At 68.3% G+C, this 16,264-nt stretch carries 10 protein-coding genes; 6 read left to right on the top strand and 4 right to left on the bottom strand.

Annotated elements, in window-relative coordinates:
• The first annotated feature begins 231 nt into the window (after positions 1-231).
• Positions 232-2,898 carry a SpoIIE family protein phosphatase gene (locus tag O3Q52_RS08045; protein WP_269648115.1) on the top strand — a complete coding sequence of 889 codons (2,667 nt, stop codon included), beginning with the start codon at positions 232-234 and terminating at the stop codon, positions 2,896-2,898.
• 20 nt (positions 2,899-2,918) lie between these two features.
• Here the strand turns inward: O3Q52_RS08045 and O3Q52_RS08040 are convergent, their stop codons facing one another.
• The 4 genes from O3Q52_RS08040 to O3Q52_RS08025 all read right to left on the bottom strand — a co-directional run bounded on the left by O3Q52_RS08040 (position 2,919) and on the right by O3Q52_RS08025 (position 6,822).
• Positions 2,919-3,698 (bottom strand): succinate dehydrogenase/fumarate reductase iron-sulfur subunit, encoded by a 780-nt coding sequence (locus O3Q52_RS08040; protein ID WP_269648114.1) that lies wholly within the window; start codon positions 3,696-3,698, stop codon positions 2,919-2,921.
• Positions 3,695-5,662 carry a fumarate reductase/succinate dehydrogenase flavoprotein subunit gene (locus tag O3Q52_RS08035; RefSeq protein ID WP_269648113.1) on the bottom strand — a complete coding sequence of 656 codons (1,968 nt, stop codon included), beginning with the start codon at positions 5,660-5,662 and terminating at the stop codon, positions 3,695-3,697. Before O3Q52_RS08035 ends, O3Q52_RS08040 begins: the two co-directional genes overlap by 4 nt.
• The gene (locus tag O3Q52_RS08030) at positions 5,662-6,459 is read right to left on the bottom strand and encodes a hypothetical protein (RefSeq protein WP_269648112.1); all 798 of its coding nucleotides are present in this window, start codon (positions 6,457-6,459) and stop codon (positions 5,662-5,664) included. Before O3Q52_RS08030 ends, O3Q52_RS08035 begins: the two co-directional genes overlap by 1 nt.
• Positions 6,460-6,531: 72 nt before the next feature.
• On the bottom strand, positions 6,532-6,822 hold the full coding sequence (locus tag O3Q52_RS08025) for a hypothetical protein (protein ID WP_269648111.1): 291 nt from the start codon (positions 6,820-6,822) through the stop codon (positions 6,532-6,534).
• 370 nt (positions 6,823-7,192) lie between these two features.
• Here O3Q52_RS08025 and O3Q52_RS08020 point away from each other — a divergent pair, with 370 nt between their 5' ends.
• From O3Q52_RS08020 to O3Q52_RS08000, 5 genes are all read left to right on the top strand, one after another.
• Complete coding sequence (locus tag O3Q52_RS08020) at positions 7,193-9,751, top strand: ABC transporter family substrate-binding protein (protein WP_269648110.1); 2,559 nt, start codon at positions 7,193-7,195, stop codon at positions 9,749-9,751.
• Positions 9,752-9,930: 179 nt separating this feature from the next.
• On the top strand, positions 9,931-11,838 hold the full coding sequence (typA, locus tag O3Q52_RS08015) for a translational GTPase TypA (RefSeq protein ID WP_269648109.1): 1,908 nt from the start codon (positions 9,931-9,933) through the stop codon (positions 11,836-11,838).
• A gap of 391 nt (positions 11,839-12,229) precedes the next feature.
• A complete protein-coding gene (locus tag O3Q52_RS08010) occupies positions 12,230-13,267 on the top strand; it encodes an ABC transporter permease (protein WP_269648108.1) in 1,038 nt (345 codons plus the stop codon).
• Positions 13,268-13,367: 100 nt separating this feature from the next.
• Entirely contained in the window at positions 13,368-15,173 is a 1,806-nt protein-coding gene (locus tag O3Q52_RS08005) for an ABC transporter substrate-binding protein (protein ID WP_269648107.1), read from the top strand.
• 105 nt (positions 15,174-15,278) lie between these two features.
• The gene (locus O3Q52_RS08000) at positions 15,279-16,256 is read left to right on the top strand and encodes an ABC transporter permease (protein WP_269648106.1); all 978 of its coding nucleotides are present in this window, start codon (positions 15,279-15,281) and stop codon (positions 16,254-16,256) included.
• Positions 16,257-16,264 lie beyond the last annotated feature (8 nt).

Below are 16,264 nucleotides of genomic sequence, written 5' to 3'. Positions count from 1 at the left end.
CCCCGAACAACCCCCGACCCCTCGGACACACGAGCCACCCCCAAGTCCGTGATTCGACGGGGTCCCACATGGTTAGAAGACTGGGAGTGTTTGTCGCGGCGGGTCCTAAAAGCATCGGGACCGTGCTGTGATCGTGAACACCGTGTTGTGCGGCACCGTAGTGCTGGATACTGCGGGCAGCCGCCTCCGGTGACCGGTGCCGGACGCGGTGAGCTGGAGGGGACGGTTCGCGTGAGCGAGATACCAGCGAAGGCCACGGAGTCCGAGGACCCGTCGGGCGGCGCGATGGCTGATGCGACAACAGGCGATGGCGCGTTGCCGGTGCCGGACGAGGCGCGGGGCGCGGAGCACGGCGGAATATCCGGTGTGCCCGTCGAGGCGCCGGGCGAGGTGCCCGGCCAGGTCGTGTGGCAGAGCAGTCCGCCCGGATCGATCTACGACTACATCAAGGTCGCCTCGTTCTCCATCGGCCCCGACGGCCTCGTCGACCAGTGGAGTCTGCGCGCCGAGCAGCTCTTCGGCATCCCGACCGAGCGCGCCGTCGGCATGGACCCCATCGAGGCCTTCGTCGCCGAGGACAAGCGCGAGCTGGGCCAGCGGAAGATGGCCGAAGTCCTCGACGGCCGCGAGTGGACCGGTGTGGTCCCCTTCCGGCTGCCCGACCCCGAGGGCACCGGCCTGGCCGCCGAAGGACTCGCCGAGGTCTACGTCATGCCGACGCGGACCGAGGAGGGCGAGCGGGCCGCAGTCTGCATCGTCGTGGACGTACGCATTCTGCGCCGGATCGAGACCGATCTTGCCGCCTCGCAGGCCATTTTCGGCCAATCTCCTTTCGGTTTCCTGCTGATCGACCCGGACCTGCGCATCCGCCGTGCCAACGAGCGGTTCGCCTCGGTCTTCGGCGGCACCGTCGAGGACCATCGCGGACGCACCGTCAAGGACTATCTGGCCCCGGGCGAGGCCGAGCGGGTCTCCGCGATTCTGCGGCGGGTCCTGGAGACCGGTGACATGGTCAACGAGCTGCTGGTCAGCGGCACCGTGCCCGGTTCCAGTGAGCGCCGCCACTGGTCCATCAACCTCTATCGCGTACACAGCGGTTCGGGCCGTCCGATAGGCATCGCCTGGCTGGGCACCGACATCACCGCACGCCGCGCCGCGGCCCGCGAGGCCGCGCAGGCACGGCGCAATCTCGCCCTTCTGAACGAGGCGGGCGCACGCATAGGCAACTCCCTCGACCTGGAGACCACGGCCCGCGAACTCCTCGATGTGGCCGTCCCGGGCTTCTGCGACCTCGCCTCCGTCGACCTCTACCAGGGCCTCCTGGCCGGCGACGAGACCCCGCCGGGCCTCGCCGACGGCAGCGCCGAGCTGCGCCGCGTCGCCTACGCCAGCGCCGTCTCGGACGCGCCCTTCATCAGCGGTCCGGAGCCCGTGAACGTCGGCGCGGTCCACCACTACGCCTTCAACTCGCCCTTCGCGGACGCCCTGCGGACCGCCCGCCTGCAGAGAGTCGCCGGCGAGGAGGGCGGCCTGATCCAGTCCACGCTCGCGGTGCCGATGGTCGCCCACGACACGGTCGTAGGCCTGGTCCAGTTCTCGCGTACGAAGGGGAGCGAGCCGTTCGGGGAACGCGACAGCTCCCTCGCGGTCGAACTGGCCTCGCGCGCCGCGGTCTGTATCGACAACGCCCGCCTCTACCGGCGGGAGCACGAGCGCGCCCTGATACTGCAGCGCTCTCTGCTTCCTCCGGGCGACCCGGAGGCATCCGGCCTGGACATCGCCTGCCGCTACCTTCCCGGGAACGCGGCCACGGAGGTCGGCGGCGACTGGTTCGACGTCATCGAACTCCCCGGCCACCGCACGGCGTTGGTCATCGGCGACGTGATGGGCCGCGGTCTGCGCGCCGCCGTCGCGATGGGCGAACTCCGCACGGCCGTACGTACCTTGGCGCTGCTCGACCTCGAACCGGCCGAGGTCCTCTCCGCGTTGGACGAGATCGCCCGCGGTCTGGGAACGCCCGGCGGGGTCCAGCAGTCTACGCGCGGTGCGCGCCAGTCCCGGGACGCCGACCTCTCCGAGGTCTACCTCGCCACCTGTGTGTACGCGGTCTACGACTCCGTCACCCGCCGCTGCACGTTCGCCAACGCGGGCCACCTCCCGCCGGTCATCGTGGAGCCGGGCGAGAGCGCGCTCATGCTCGACGTACCGCCGGGGATGCCGCTCGGCGTCGGCGGCGAGCCGTTCGAGGAGGTGGAGGTGGAGCTGCCGGAAGGTGCTCTTCTGGCGCTCTACACCGACGGACTGGTCGAATCCCGCGACCACCCCCTCGACGAGGGCCTACAGGCCTTCGTGGGCGCCCTCACGGACCCCTCCAGCCCTCTGGAGGACGTCTGCGACCACATTCTCAACACGCTCGACACGCATCACGGCGAGGACGACATCGCCTTGCTGATGGCACGTGTCCAGGGGCTGCCGGCCGAGTCCGTCGGCGACTGGACGCTGCCGCGCGAGCCGCGCAGCGTGGGCCGCGCACGGGAGTACGCCCGGGGCCAGCTCCTCAGCTGGGACCTCGAACCCCTCGTCGACACGGCCGAGTTGCTGGTCAGCGAACTCGTCACCAACGCCCTGCGCTACGGCGAGGGCGAGATCCGTCTGCGTCTCCTCCTCGACCGCACCCTGGTCTGCGAGGTCTGGGACGCAGGCCTGGTGCAGCCCCGCCGGCGTCGCGCCCGCGACACGGACGAGGGCGGCCGAGGCCTCCAGCTCGTCGGTCTCCTGAGCGCCGCCTGGGGCTCCCGCCGCACACCTCGTGGCAAGACGGTCTGGTTCGAACTCCCCCTGCCCAACGGCACGACAGGTCTCACGGACCCGGCAGAGGCTCTGCTGAGCCTGTTCTGACCCCCGCCGGGTCCCGCGCCCTACACCGCCCCGGACGGCCGCCTGCGGATCTTGTCGCCCAGCCACACCAGCGGATCGTACTTACGGTCAACCGCCCGTTCCTTCAAGGGAATCAGGGCGTTGTCCGTGATCTTGATGCCCTCGGGGCAGACCTCCGTGCAGCACTTGGTGATGTTGCAGTAGCCGAGGCCGTGCTCGTCCTGGGCGGTCTTCTTGCGGTCCAGGCCGCTCTCCTCGGCCGCGTCCAGCGGGTGCATGTCCAGCTCGGCCACCCGCATCAGGAAACGCGGGCCCGCGAACGCCGTCTTGTTCTCCTCGTGGTCGCGGACGACATGGCAGGTGTCCTGGCACAGGAAGCACTCGATGCACTTGCGGAACTCCTGCGACCGGTCCACGTCCTCCTGCATCATCCGGTACTCACCGGGACCGAGGTCCTCCGGCGGCACGAACGCGGGCACCTCCCGCGCCTTCATGTAGTTGAAGCCGACGTCCGTCACCAGATCCCGTACGACCGGGAACGCCCGCAGCGGGGTCACGGTGATCGTCTCCTCGCGGGTGAACACCGACATCCGCGTCATGCACAACAGCCGCGGACGTCCGTTGATCTCCGCCGAGCACGAACCGCACTTGCCCGCCTTGCAGTTCCAGCGCACGGCCAGATCGGGCGCCTGGGTCGCCTGGATGCGGTGGATGATGTCGAGCACCACCTCGCCGTCGTTGACCTCGATCCCGAAGTCCTCCAGGCCGCCGCCCTCGGCATCCCCGCGCCACACCTTGAAGCGGGCCTCATAGCTGCTCACTCGTAGAGCTCCTCTTCGGCGAGGTACTTGACCAGCTCCTCCTTGTCGAAGAGGGCGAGCAGGTCGGGGCGGATGGGTTCGGTGGTCTCGCGGACCAGGTCGATCTGCCCGCGCACGGGGTCGGTCGCCGCCAACCCGCCGGAGGGGTCGACCAGTTGGCAGAGCAGGTTCACGCGCCGCCAGGCCCGGTCCATCGTCGGGTGGTCCTCCCGCGTGTGGCCGCCCCGCGACTCCGTCCGCTCCAGCGCGGCCCGTGCCACGCACTCGCTGACGAGCAGCATGTTCCGCAGGTCCAGTGCGAGGTGCCAGCCGGGGTTGAACTGCCGGTGCCCCTCGACCCCGGCCCGCCGGGCCCGTACGCGCAGGTCGGCGAGCTTCTCCAGGGCCGCCTCCATCTCCGCCTCACGGCGGATGATGCCGACGAGGTCGTTCATCGTCTGCTGGAGTTCCTGGTGGAGGGTGTACGGGTTCTCCGGCGGCCGGCCGTTCTCCGCGCCGGGCTCGGGGCCCTCGGCGGAGAAGGGCCGCAGGGCCTCCGCGGCCGCCGTGTCCACCTGGACCTCGTCCACCAGGGGCCGTGCCCCGGTGAGTCCTGTGGCGTACTGCGCCGCGTGCAGGCCGGCCCGCCGCCCGAACACCAGCAGGTCGGAGAGGGAGTTGCCGCCGAGCCGGTTGGAGCCGTGCATGCCGCCGGCGACCTCCCCGGCCGCGAAGAGACCGGGCACGCCACGCGCCGACGCGCTGTCCGACTCGACCGCGATCCCGCCCATCACGTAGTGACAGGTGGGCCCGACCTCCATGGCCTCGGCGGTGATGTCGACGTCCGCGAGCTCCTTGAACTGGTGGTACATGGACGGCAGTCGGCGCCTGATGACCTCGGCGGGCATCCGGGTCGACACGTCCAGGAAGACGCCCCCGTGCGGGGAGCCGCGGCCGGCCTTCACCTCGGAGTTGATGGCCCGTGCCACCTCGTCCCGGGGGAGCAGCTCAGGGGGCCGTCGGTTGTGGTCCGGGTCCTCGTACCACCGGTCCCCCTCCTCCTCCGACTGCGCGTACTTCTCCTTGAAGACGTCGGGGATGTAGTCGAACATGAACCGCTTGCCCTCGGAGTTCCTGAGGACCCCGCCGTCCCCGCGCACGGACTCCGTGACGAGGATGCCCTTCACGGACGGCGGCCAGACCATGCCCGTCGGGTGGAACTGCACGAACTCCATGTTCAGCAGCGGCGCACCCGCGAGCAGTGCCAGCGCGTGCCCGTCGCCCGTGTACTCCCACGAGTTCGACGTCACCTTGAAGGACTTGCCGATGCCGCCGGTGGAGACGACCACCGAGGGAGCCTCAAGGACGAAGAAGCGGCCGGACTCGCGCTCGTAGCAAAAGGCTCCGGAGACCCGGCTGCCCGCGGCGGAGCCGCCGTCGGACACAGTCTTGAGGATCCGGGTGACCGTGCACTCCTGGTAGACCTTCAGGCGGGACTCGTAGTCCCCGGTCTCCTTGAAGTCCTCCTGCTGGAGGGAGACGATCTTCTGCTGGAGGGTCCGGATCAGTTCCAGGCCCGTACGGTCGCCGACATGCGCGAGCCGCGGGTACTCGTGCCCGCCGAAGTTGCGCTGCGAGATGCGCCCGTCCTTCGTGCGGTCGAAGAGGGCGCCCCAGGTCTCCAGCTCCCAGACGCGGTCGGGGGCCTCCTGCGCGTGCAGCTCGGCCATCCGCCACTGGTTGAGGAACTTGCCGCCGCGCATGGTGTCGCGGAAGTGGACCTGCCAGTTGTCGCCGGAGTTCACGTTGCCCATGGCCGCCGCGATGCCGCCCTCGGCCATCACCGTGTGCGCCTTGCCGAACAGCGACTTGCAGATCACGGCCGTACGCGCCCCGCGTTCACGTGCCTCGATGGCGGCCCTGAGGCCGGCGCCCCCGGCACCGACCACGACGACGTCCCACTCCTGCCGGTCGACCACGGACATCAGAAGAACCTCGGATCGTCGAAAGCGCCGGAGGCGACCAGGTACACGTAGAAGTCGGCGAGCGCCACGCTCACCAGGGACGCCCAGGCGAGCTGCATGTGACGGGCGTTCAGCTTCCCCACGAACTGCCAGGTCTTGTAGCGCACCGGGTGCTTGGAGAAGTGCTTGAGCTTGCCGCCGACGATGTGCCGGCAGGAGTGGCAGGACAGGGTGTACGCCCAGATCAGCGTGATGTTGACCAGGAACACGAGCGTGCCGAGCCCCATGTGGCCCCACTCGTAGTGCTCGTCACGGAAGGAGAGCACGGTGTCGTACGTGAGGATCCCGGCGACCGGCACCGCCGCGTAGAAGAAGTAGCGGTGGATGTTCTGGAAGATCAGCGGGAAGCGGGTCTCGCCGGTGTACTTCTTGTGCGGCTCGGCGACCGCGCAGGCCGGCGGCGAGGCCCAGAAGCCGCGGTAGTAGGCCTTGCGGTAGTAGTAGCAGGTCAGCCGGAAGCCGAGCGGGAAGATCAGGATCAGCAGCGCGGGCGACAGGCCCCACCAGCTGCCGAAGATCTCCCAGTTCGGGCCGCTCCGCATCGGCTCGCAGTTCTCCGCCAGACAGGGCGAGTAGAACGGCGAGACGTACGGGGCCGCGTAGTAGTCGCTGTTCGCGAACGCCCGCCAGGTCGAGTAGACGACGAAGGCCAGCAGCCCGGCCGCGGTGGCGGCGGGCGCCAGCCACCAGCGGTCGGTCCGCAGATGCGGGGCGTCGATCGCGGCGCGCGTACGGGTCCGTACGCCGCCGCTGTTCATTTGGGGTTCCGTACCAGTGGCCAACACAGACTCCGGTCGGGGTTCAGGGGCGTGCCGGTGCCGAGGGGGCGCTCAGTGGTTGGGGCCGTGGTGGGCACCGAGTCCCTCGTCGTCCGTGTCCGTCCACAGGGTGTTGTCGTAGGGGGTGTCGGGGATGGACACGAGGTCGGGGCGCCGCGGTTTGCCGAGGCCGGGTGCGGCCTCGCGGAGCAGCGCAACGCTCTCGCGGAGGTGGTCGGCGTCGGTGCGCACCCTGCGCATCTCCAGGCCGCCGCCACCCATCTGCTGTTCCAGACGCTTCACGGACCTCACCAGGTCGTCGAGACAGCGCTGGACTGACGTCAGGTCATCGTGCACGGACATGACTTGCCCTCACTTCCGCGGACCTCCGGCCCAAGGCGGCAACGTTCATGCGCCTGCGAGTGTCGCGCGTCACATCGGCCCCTGTGAAGGGATCTGCATGGATTACCGGATCGTGTCGCTCTCTGCACGCCCTGCGTGCGCCCCCGGCCGGGAGGGGGCGCGCCCGGTGGCGCGGAGGCGTTGGGCCGCACGGGTGGGCTTCCGTGGGCCGGTCGCCGTGTCGCCGCCCGGAGGCGGCGACTCTCCCCTTCAGTGGGGCGATAGATCAGATCAGCTCCATTATACCGCCAAAAGTGATCTAGATCACAGCTCCTGACCTGCCCTGTCCGCACTGCTCATCGTGATCAGCACCGCCCCGGAGGTACCAGTCATGTCCCACGACGGCGTCGGACCCCGCGCGGTGATGCGCTCGGTCGCGTTCCTCACGGCGGGCGTGCTCGCGGTGCCCGCCCTGGCCGGATGCAGTGAGAAGGACCCGGCGGGCAAGCCCACCGCCGGTCAGGAGATCGCCCCCGCGGAGCGCGGTCTGATCGCGGACGGCGGCACCCTGCGCTGGGCCGTGGACGCCGTCCCGGAGACCCTCAACGCCTTCCAGGCCGACGCGGACGCCGCCACCTCCAAGGTCGCGGGCGCCGTGCTGCCCTCCATGTACCGGCTCGACGCGAACGGCCGGCCGCAGCGCAACCCCGACTACCTGGAGTCCGCGAAGATCGTCGACCGCGAGCCCAGACAGGTCGTGCTCTACAAGCTCAACCAGCAGGCCGTCTGGAGCGACGGCCGGGAGATCGGCGCCGCCGACTTCGCCGCCCAGTGGCGCGCCCTGTCCGGCAAGGACACCGCGTACTGGACGGCCCGCAACGCCGGCTACGACCGCATCGAGAAGATCGAACGCGGTGCCAACGACCTGGAGGTGCGGGTCACCTTCAGCAAGCCGTACGCGGACTGGCAGTCGCTGTTCTCGCCGCTGTACCCGAAGGAAGTGATGGGCACCCCGGACGCCTTCAACGACGGCGCCCGACGCAAGCTGAAGGTCACCGCGGGTCCCTTCGCCCTCGACACCGTCGACAAGGACTCCGGCGAGGTCAGGCTGAAGCGCAACCCGCGCTGGTGGGGCCGCCCCGCCAAGCTCTCCGAGCTGGTCCTGCGCGCCGTACCGCGTGACAAGCGCACCGCCGCGCTCGCCGAGGGCAAGGTCGACCTGGCCGAGATCGACTCCTCCGAGGCCCACCGCATCACGCTCGCCGCCCGCGACAAGGGCAAGGGCAACGGGGCGCCGCTCGCCCACGGCCCCGGCGCAGCCCTCACGCCCGGCAAGTCGCTGCGCTCCTGGGCGATCGCGCACGGCTCCGACGAGGAGGCGGCCGACGAGGAGATCCTGGCCCGCAAGAAGCGGGGCAAGGCCGTCGCGAAGTACGCGGACGAGCAGTCGTCCCTGCGCGGCTTCGAGGTCCGCAAGTCCCTCGAACCCGCCTTCACCCAGCTCGCGTTGAACGGCGAGCAGGGTCCGCTCGCCGACGAGCGGGTCCGCCGGGCCGTGGCCCGCGCCCTCGACCGGGAGGAACTCGCCCGCGTCGTCCTCCGGCCGCTCGGCCTGCCCGCCGAGCCCGTCGGCAGCCATCTCGCGCTCTCCGGACAGCACGCGTACGCCGACAACAGCGGAGCGCTCGGCGGCCAGGACACCAAGGAGGCGCAGGCCCTGCTGGCCGACGCCGGGTGGGTGTCCGGCGGTCCCGTCAAGGAGGAGCAGAAGGAGAAGAAGGCCGCCGGCGCCGGGGCCTCGAAGGAACCGGCGGGTTCGGAGGCGTCCAAGGCGTCGGGGACCCCCGCGGACTCGGACACGAACTCGGACACGGACACGGACACGGACGAAGGCTCGGGCAGCTCCGAGGATTCCGGCAGCTCGGGCAGCTCCAGTACTTCCGACAGCGCCGGCAGCTCGGACAGCTCCAGCAGCTCCAGCAGCTCCGAGAGCTCCGGGGACGACGGTACGTACATCGTCGGTGAGGACGGGAAGCCGGGCGACGACAAGCCGGGCGAGAACCGTGCCCCGGCCCTGCTCGTGCCCGCGCCCCTGACTGAACTGCAGCGGGTCGCGCTCCTCGACCAGGCGTACGTCCTGGGCGTACGCGGCCAGGCCGAGAAGGCGAAGAAGGCGAAGAAGCAGAAGGCCGGGAAGAAGCAGCGGATCGGCAAGAAGCAGAAGGCCGAGACGGAGAAGAACCAGAAGATGGACGGGCCGGGCACGTCCGGCAAGGTGGAGAAGAACCTTGCCCGCGAAGGCCAGTCGCAGTTCCAGCACGGCGGGGCCCCGGGGGCCTACGCACCCAAGGGCACCGCCGCCCCGGGACGTGCCGCGGCCGGACCGCTGGCCAAGAACGGCAAGCCGCTGTCGCTGCGCTTCGTGCTCCCGTCCGGCCCCGGCTCCCAGTCGCTGCGGGCGGTCGGCGAGCGGATCGCGCGGATGCTGGAACGTATCGGCATCCGTACGGAGATCTCCAAGGTCGCCGACGAGAGCTACTTCAAGGACCACATCGCCTCGGGCCAGTACGACCTGGCGCTGTACTCCTGGCCCGCGTCCGCGTTCCCCGCGACCGACGCCCGCCCGATCTACTCCAAGCCGGTCCCGGCAGCCGACGGCTCCCTGAACGTCGAGCAGAACTACACCCGGGTCGGCACGGACCAGGTCGACCAGCTCTTCGACCAGGCCATCGCCGAACTCGACCCGGGCGAGTCCCGCTCCCTGGTCCGCAAGGCGGACGCCCGCATCTGGGCCGCCGCCGGCTCGATCCCCCTCTACCAGCGCCCCCAGCTCACCGCGGCCCGGACCAACCTCGCCAACGCGGGCGCCTTCGGCTTCCAGACCCCTCTCTACGAGGACATGGGCTTCCTGAAAAAGGGCACAAAGCCGCAGACCAGCAGCGCCCCGTAAGGGGCGCGGGGAACTGCGCGACCAGCCCCCACCGGCCGGCACTGTGACCACCGGCCAGAGCCCCGTCGAGCCCAAGCGGCAGCGGCCCCGTACGATGGGGTAAGGCCGTGGCACGTTTCAGCCCGGCAGGGCCCCGCGCAGCGGAGGCCGTTCACTCACTCCGGGAGAAGCGCCTCAATATGGCCACGCGCCACGACATCCGCAACGTCGCCATCGTCGCCCACGTCGACCATGGCAAGACCACCCTGGTCGACGCCATGCTCAAGCAGGCCGGTGCCTTCGCCGCGCACGCCGCCGAGTCGCTCGACGACCGCATGATGGACAGCAACGACCTGGAGCGTGAGAAGGGCATCACGATCCTGGCCAAGAACACGGCCGTCAAGTACCACCCGAAGGATGGCAGCGATGTCATCACCATCAACATCATCGACACCCCGGGCCACGCCGACTTCGGCGGCGAGGTCGAGCGCGGTCTGTCGATGGTCGACGCGGTCGTGCTGCTCGTCGACGCGTCCGAGGGCCCTCTGCCCCAGACCCGTTTCGTGCTGCGCAAGGCGCTCCAGCAGCGTCTGCCGGTCATCCTGTGCATCAACAAGACCGACCGCCCGGACTCCCGGATCGACGAGGTCGTCAACGAGACCTACGACCTCTTCCTGGACCTGGAGGCGGACGAGGAGCAGATCGAGTTCCCCATCGTCTACGCGTGTGCACGCGACGGCGTGGCCTCGCTGACCAAGCCGGAGGACGGCACCGTCCCGGCCGACAGCGACAGCCTGGAGCCGTTCTTCTCCACGATCCTGTCCCACGTGCCGGCCCCCGAGTACGACACGGAGGCCCCCCTCCAGGCGCACGTCACCAACCTGGACGCGGACAACTTCCTCGGCCGTATCGCGCTGCTCCGCGTCGAGCAGGGCGAGCTGCGCAAGGGCCAGACCGTCACGTGGATCAAGCGCGACGGCACCATGTCCAGCGTGCGCATCACCGAGCTGCTGATGACCGAGGCGCTCACCCGCAAGCCCGCCGAGATGGCGGGCCCCGGTGACATCTGTGCCGTCGCCGGTATCCCGGACATCATGATCGGTGAGACCCTCGCCGACCCCGAGAACCCGATCGCGCTGCCGCTGATCACGGTCGACGAGCCGGCGATCTCGATGACCATCGGTACGAACACCTCGCCGCTGGTCGGCCGTGGCGGCACCGGCAAGGGCGCCTCCGCGAAGGCCGCCGTCAAGGACCGCAAGGTCACCGCCCGTCAGGTCAAGGACCGCCTGGACCGCGAGCTGATCGGTAACGTCTCGCTGCGGGTCCTCGACACCGAGCGTCCCGACGCCTGGGAGGTCCAGGGCCGTGGTGAGCTCGCGCTCGCCATCCTGGTCGAGCAGATGCGCCGCGAGGGCTTCGAGCTGACCATCGGCAAGCCCCAGGTGGTCACCCAGGAGATCGACGGCAAGGTCCACGAGCCCGTGGAGCGCATGACGATCGACGTGCCCGAGGAGCACATGGGCGCGGTCACGCAGCTCATGGGTGTCCGCAAGGGCCGGATGGACAACATGTCCAACCACGGTTCGGGCTGGGTGCGTCTGGAGTTCGTCGTGCCGTCCCGCGGTCTCATCGGCTTCCGTACGGAGTTCCTGACCGGCACGCGCGGCACGGGCATCGCGCACTCCATCCACGAGGGCCACGAGCCCTGGTTCGGCGTGCTGACGACCCGTAACAACGGCTCCCTGGTCGCCGACCGCGCCGGCGCCGTCACAGCCTTCGCGATGACGAACCTCCAGGAGCGCGGCGTGCTGTTCACCGACCCCGGCACCGAGGTGTACGAGGGCATGATCGTCGGCGAGAACTCGCGCTCCGACGACATGGACGTGAACATCACCAAGGAGAAGAAGCTCACCAACATGCGGTCGGCCGCGGCCGACTCGTTCGAGGCGATCGTCCCGCCGCGCAAGCTCTCGCTGGAGCAGTCGCTGGAGTTCTGCCGCGACGACGAGTGTGTCGAGGTCACCCCGGAGTCGGTCCGCATCCGCAAGGTGAACCTGGACGCCCGCACGCGCGCCCGCTCCGCGAGCCGCGCCAAGCACGGCTGACGCCCTCTCAGGGCTGCTGAACGCCCGGTTCTCCGCACAGAAGTGGGGAGCCGGGCCTTCGGTGTACCCGGACGCCGAAACCGTGTCAGTTCGGGCAACGGTGCAATGGAAGCGGCGGCGTTCGCATATCGGGCATCGGCCAATCAAGTTTCGGACACGTAAACGAAATTATCGTCAACAGTGTCCGTTTCGCCGGAATCTCATCTCACCTGTCAAGCGCGCGCAGGTGTCAATCTTTGCAATTTTTGCTCAAAATTTCGACGGTAGGGAGATCCCTATGTCTTCCGCCCTTGACGCGCGTTGACCCACTTGGTGAAAGTTCCCTGAAACCACAGAACCTGCCGGTATCTGTGCTGCGCTCAACTCTCCATCCCCCGGGGGAAGAACAAAGATGACCAGTCCAACCAAGGCCGAGGGCTCCGGGCCGTCGGCGGCCTTGGACCCCGAGCTCGCGTCGAACACCGAGCCGGTCGAGGCGGAGAAGCTCGAAGGCCGCTCCCCCGGGCAGTTGATGTGGCATCGCTTCAAGCGAGACCGTACCGGAGTCATCTCCGCGTGCGTCGTGATTTTTTTCTTCGCGATCGCCGCACTGGCCCCGGTCATCTCGGCGCTGTACGGCAAGGATCCGTACACGCTGTACGCGCAGGAGCCCGACTACCCCTTCCTGCTCGACGACTTCGCCATGCCCACCGGCTCCTTCGGGGGAATGTCGGGTGACTTCTGGTTCGGAGTCGAGCCCAAGCTCGGGCGCGACGTGTTCACGATGCTGCTGTACGGCATGCGGACGTCGCTCTACATGGCGGTCCTGGTCACGGTGTTCAGCGTTCTGACGGGCGTCGTCATCGGCATGGTCAGCGGCTACTTCGGCGGCAAGGTCGACTACTGGCTGGGCCGGATCACCGACTTCTTCCTGGCGTTCCCGCAGCAGCTGTTCTTCATCGCCTTCATGCCCGTGGTCACGGCGCTGTTCGTCTCCCCGACGGACGAGACCCCGGTCTATCTGCGTGCCGTCGCGATCATCCTCGTGATGTGGTTCCTCGGCTGGATGGGCATGGCCCGCCTGGTGCGCAGCTCCGTACTCTCCCTGCGGGAGCGGGAGTTCGTCGAGGCGGCCAAGGTCTCGGGGGCCTCTCCGACGCGCATCGTGCGCAAGGAGATCCTGCCGAACATCGTCACGCCGATCCTTGTTCAGGGCACCTACATGCTGCCCAGCTCGATCCTCTCCATCGCCTTCCTCTCGTACGTCGGTGTGGGCTTCGTCGAGCCGACGCCGGACTGGGGCCGGATGTTCGCCATCGGCTCCGAGATCTACGAGCAGGACCCGATGTTCATGTTCTTCCCGGGCGTGGCGATGGTGGTCTTCGTGCTCGCCTTCAATCTTCTCGGCGACTCCGTCCGGGACGCTTTCGACCCCAAGACCGGACGCTAACCGTCCATTGGTGGTGGGGGGACTGCCACCCCCGTTCCGGGAGACCGGACCGTCAGGCAGTACTCGTGGACAACTATCGACAGGTAGGTGCATCGGCATCATGAAGCCCATCAGAACGCGCACCGTGCGCGCCATAGCCGTCGCCATCACAGCGGGGTCGCTGGCGCTGACCGGCTGCTCCAGTGACAGCGGCAAGGACAACTCCAAGGACAACTCCAAGTCCAAGGAAGATGCCGCCTCGCAGTCGACGCCTGTCGCCTACGGTGATGCCCAGGCGTCCAACGGCCCGGCCGAAGCGGTGGCGGGGGCCAAGACCGGCGGCACCATCAACGTCTACCAGCAGTCCGACCTGACCCACATGGACCCGGGCCAGATCTACGTCAGCGACGCGGGCCAGTTCGCCAACCTGGTCCACCGCGGTCTGACGAACTTCCAGGAGGACGACAAGGGCAACCTGACGGTCGTCGGTGACGTCGCCACCGACTCCGGCAAGTCGTCCGACGGCGGCAAGACCTGGACGTACACCCTCAAGGACGGCATCAAGGACGAGGACGGCAACGTCATCACGTCCGCCGACGTCCGCCACACCATCGAGCGGATGTACGCCAAGTTCATCTTCGACGGCCCGACCTACGTCCAGAACTGGCTCTCGGGCCCCGAGTACCGCAAGGCGCTGCCGGACGGTCCGTACAAGAACAAGCACCTGCCGGACTCCGTCCTGGAGACCCCTGACGACAAGACGGTCGTCTTCCGCTTCAAGACCGCCCAGCCGGACCTCCCGCAGGCCCTCGCCATGGCCGGCTACGCCATCGTGCCCAAGAAGCAGGACACGAAGGAGAAGTACGACAAGGCTCCGGCCTCCCTCGGCCCGTACAAGGTCGCCGAGTACAAGGCCGGCAAGTCGGTGACGCTGGTCAAGAACACCCAGTGGGACCCGAAGACGGACTCGGTGCGCCACCAGTACGTCGACGGCTACAACTTCAGCAACACCATCGACCAGGCCAGCCAGACCAAGCGCCTGCTCGCCGACCAGGGCGAGGCCAAGAACGCCATCCAGTTCACGGACTCGGTGGACCCGGCCCAGCTGTCCACGGTCATCGGCAACGCGGCCGCGAAGAAGCGCACCATCCAGGGCTACCAGCCCTACGTGTGGCAGCTCTCCTTCAACCTCGACAGCGCCAAGATGAAGGACAAGAAGGTCCGCGACGCGATCACCTACGCGATCCCGAACCAGTCCATGGTCCAGGCGGACGGCGGCCGTTACGGCGGCGAGGTGGCCGGCGGTCTGATGGCGCCGACCCTCCCGGGCTTCGACCCGACGTACGACCCGTTCGGCAAGCTGAAGAAGCCCAACGGTGACCCGGCGAAGGCCAAGGCGCTGCTGAAGGAGGCGGGCTTCAAGGAGGGCACCAAGCTCAGCTACGCCTACTCCAACACCCCGCGTGGCCAGGCCCAGATGGTCATCATCAAGGACGCGCTGAACAAGCTCGGCTTCGATGTCCAGGCCAAGGAGATCGACCGCGCGACCTTCTACGAGCAGGTCGGCAAGCTGAAGAACCCGTACGACCTCTACATGACCGGCTGGGGCCAGGACTGGCCGTCGCCGGGCACGGTCATCACCCCGGTCTACGACGGCACGCAGGTCGCCGACGGTTCGCCGAACTACTCGCACATCAACGACAAGCAGGTCAACGCCCTCATCCAGAAGGCCGTGACGCAGGAGCCCGAGGAAGCCGCCAAGACCTGGAAGCAGGCTCACCAGCGCATCGTGGAGGAGATCAACCCCGGTGCCCCGGTGTACTACTCGAAGCAGATCCAGCTCTACGGTTCGAACATCGGCGGTGCCCGGTACAGCACGGAGTCGAGCTACATCGACATCAACGACCTGTACCTGAAGAAGCCGTAATCCCTCAGCTCGGCTGATCCGTGGGGGTGTGCGCCAGGCGGAGCGCACCCCCGCGGACGGTATCCCCCTCCTGCCGCCGCGTTTCGAAGAGAGCACCCACCCGCCATGCTTCAGTTCCTCATCCGCAGGCTGAGCGGCGCCGTCGTGATCATGTTCCTGATCGGCGCCTTCACGTTCTTCCTGTTCTATACGATCCCCCAGGACTTCGCGCAGTTGTCCTGCGGCAAGAACTGTTCCCCCGAGAACATCGCGGTCATCCGTGAGAACCTCGGCCTCGACAAGCCCATCACCACCCAGTTCTGGGAATTCATGATGGGCATCGTGTCCGGCCGGAACTTCCCGCAGGGACGCTGCTCCGCCCCGTGCCTGGGCGTCTCGTTCAGCAGCGGCGACTTCGTGTGGGACTCCATCATGGACCGCTTCCCGCTGACCCTCTCGCTGACCGTCGGCGGCCTGGTGATCTTCCTGCTGTTCGGCCTCGGTACGGGTCTGATGGCCGCCTGGAAGCGCGGTACCGCCCTCGACAAGGTGGTCAGCGGCTCATCGATGGTGCTCAGTTCGTTCCAGATCTACTTCCTGGGCCCGATCGTCCTCAGCATCCTCGTCTACAACACCGGCTGGATGGACTTCCCCAAGTACGTCTCGTTCACGGAGAACCCGGCCGAGTGGTTCGTGGGCATGCTGATCCCCTGGGCCGTGATGGCCACGATCTTCACCGCCCAGTACACGCGTATGGCACGCTCGACGATGATCGAGCAGCTGCAGGAGGAGCACGTCAGGACCGCGCGCGCCAAGGGCATGCGACAGTCGTACGTCTTCTTCCGCTACGCGTGGCGTGGTTCGCTCATCCCCATCGTCACGATCATCGGCATGGACCTCAGCGCGCTCCTCTCGGGCGCGGTCGTCACGGAGTTCACCTTCGACCTCGCCGGTATCGGACGTCTCGCGGTCAACGGCTCGCTGACCAAGGACCTTCCGCTGACGATGGGCGTCATGCTGTTCGGGGCCTTCTTCATCCTGATCCTGAACATCGTCGTGGACCTCGCCTACGCCTACATCGACCCGCGCGTGCGCCTCGCCTAGGAGAAATA

The organism is Streptomyces sp. ActVer (genome assembly GCF_027270795.1).
In the GTDB taxonomy this organism is placed as follows: Bacteria; Actinomycetota; Actinomycetes; order Streptomycetales; family Streptomycetaceae; genus Streptomyces; species Streptomyces umbrinus_A.
Note: the sequence above shows the minus strand (reverse complement) of the source record. Positions and strands in the feature narration are given on the sequence as shown.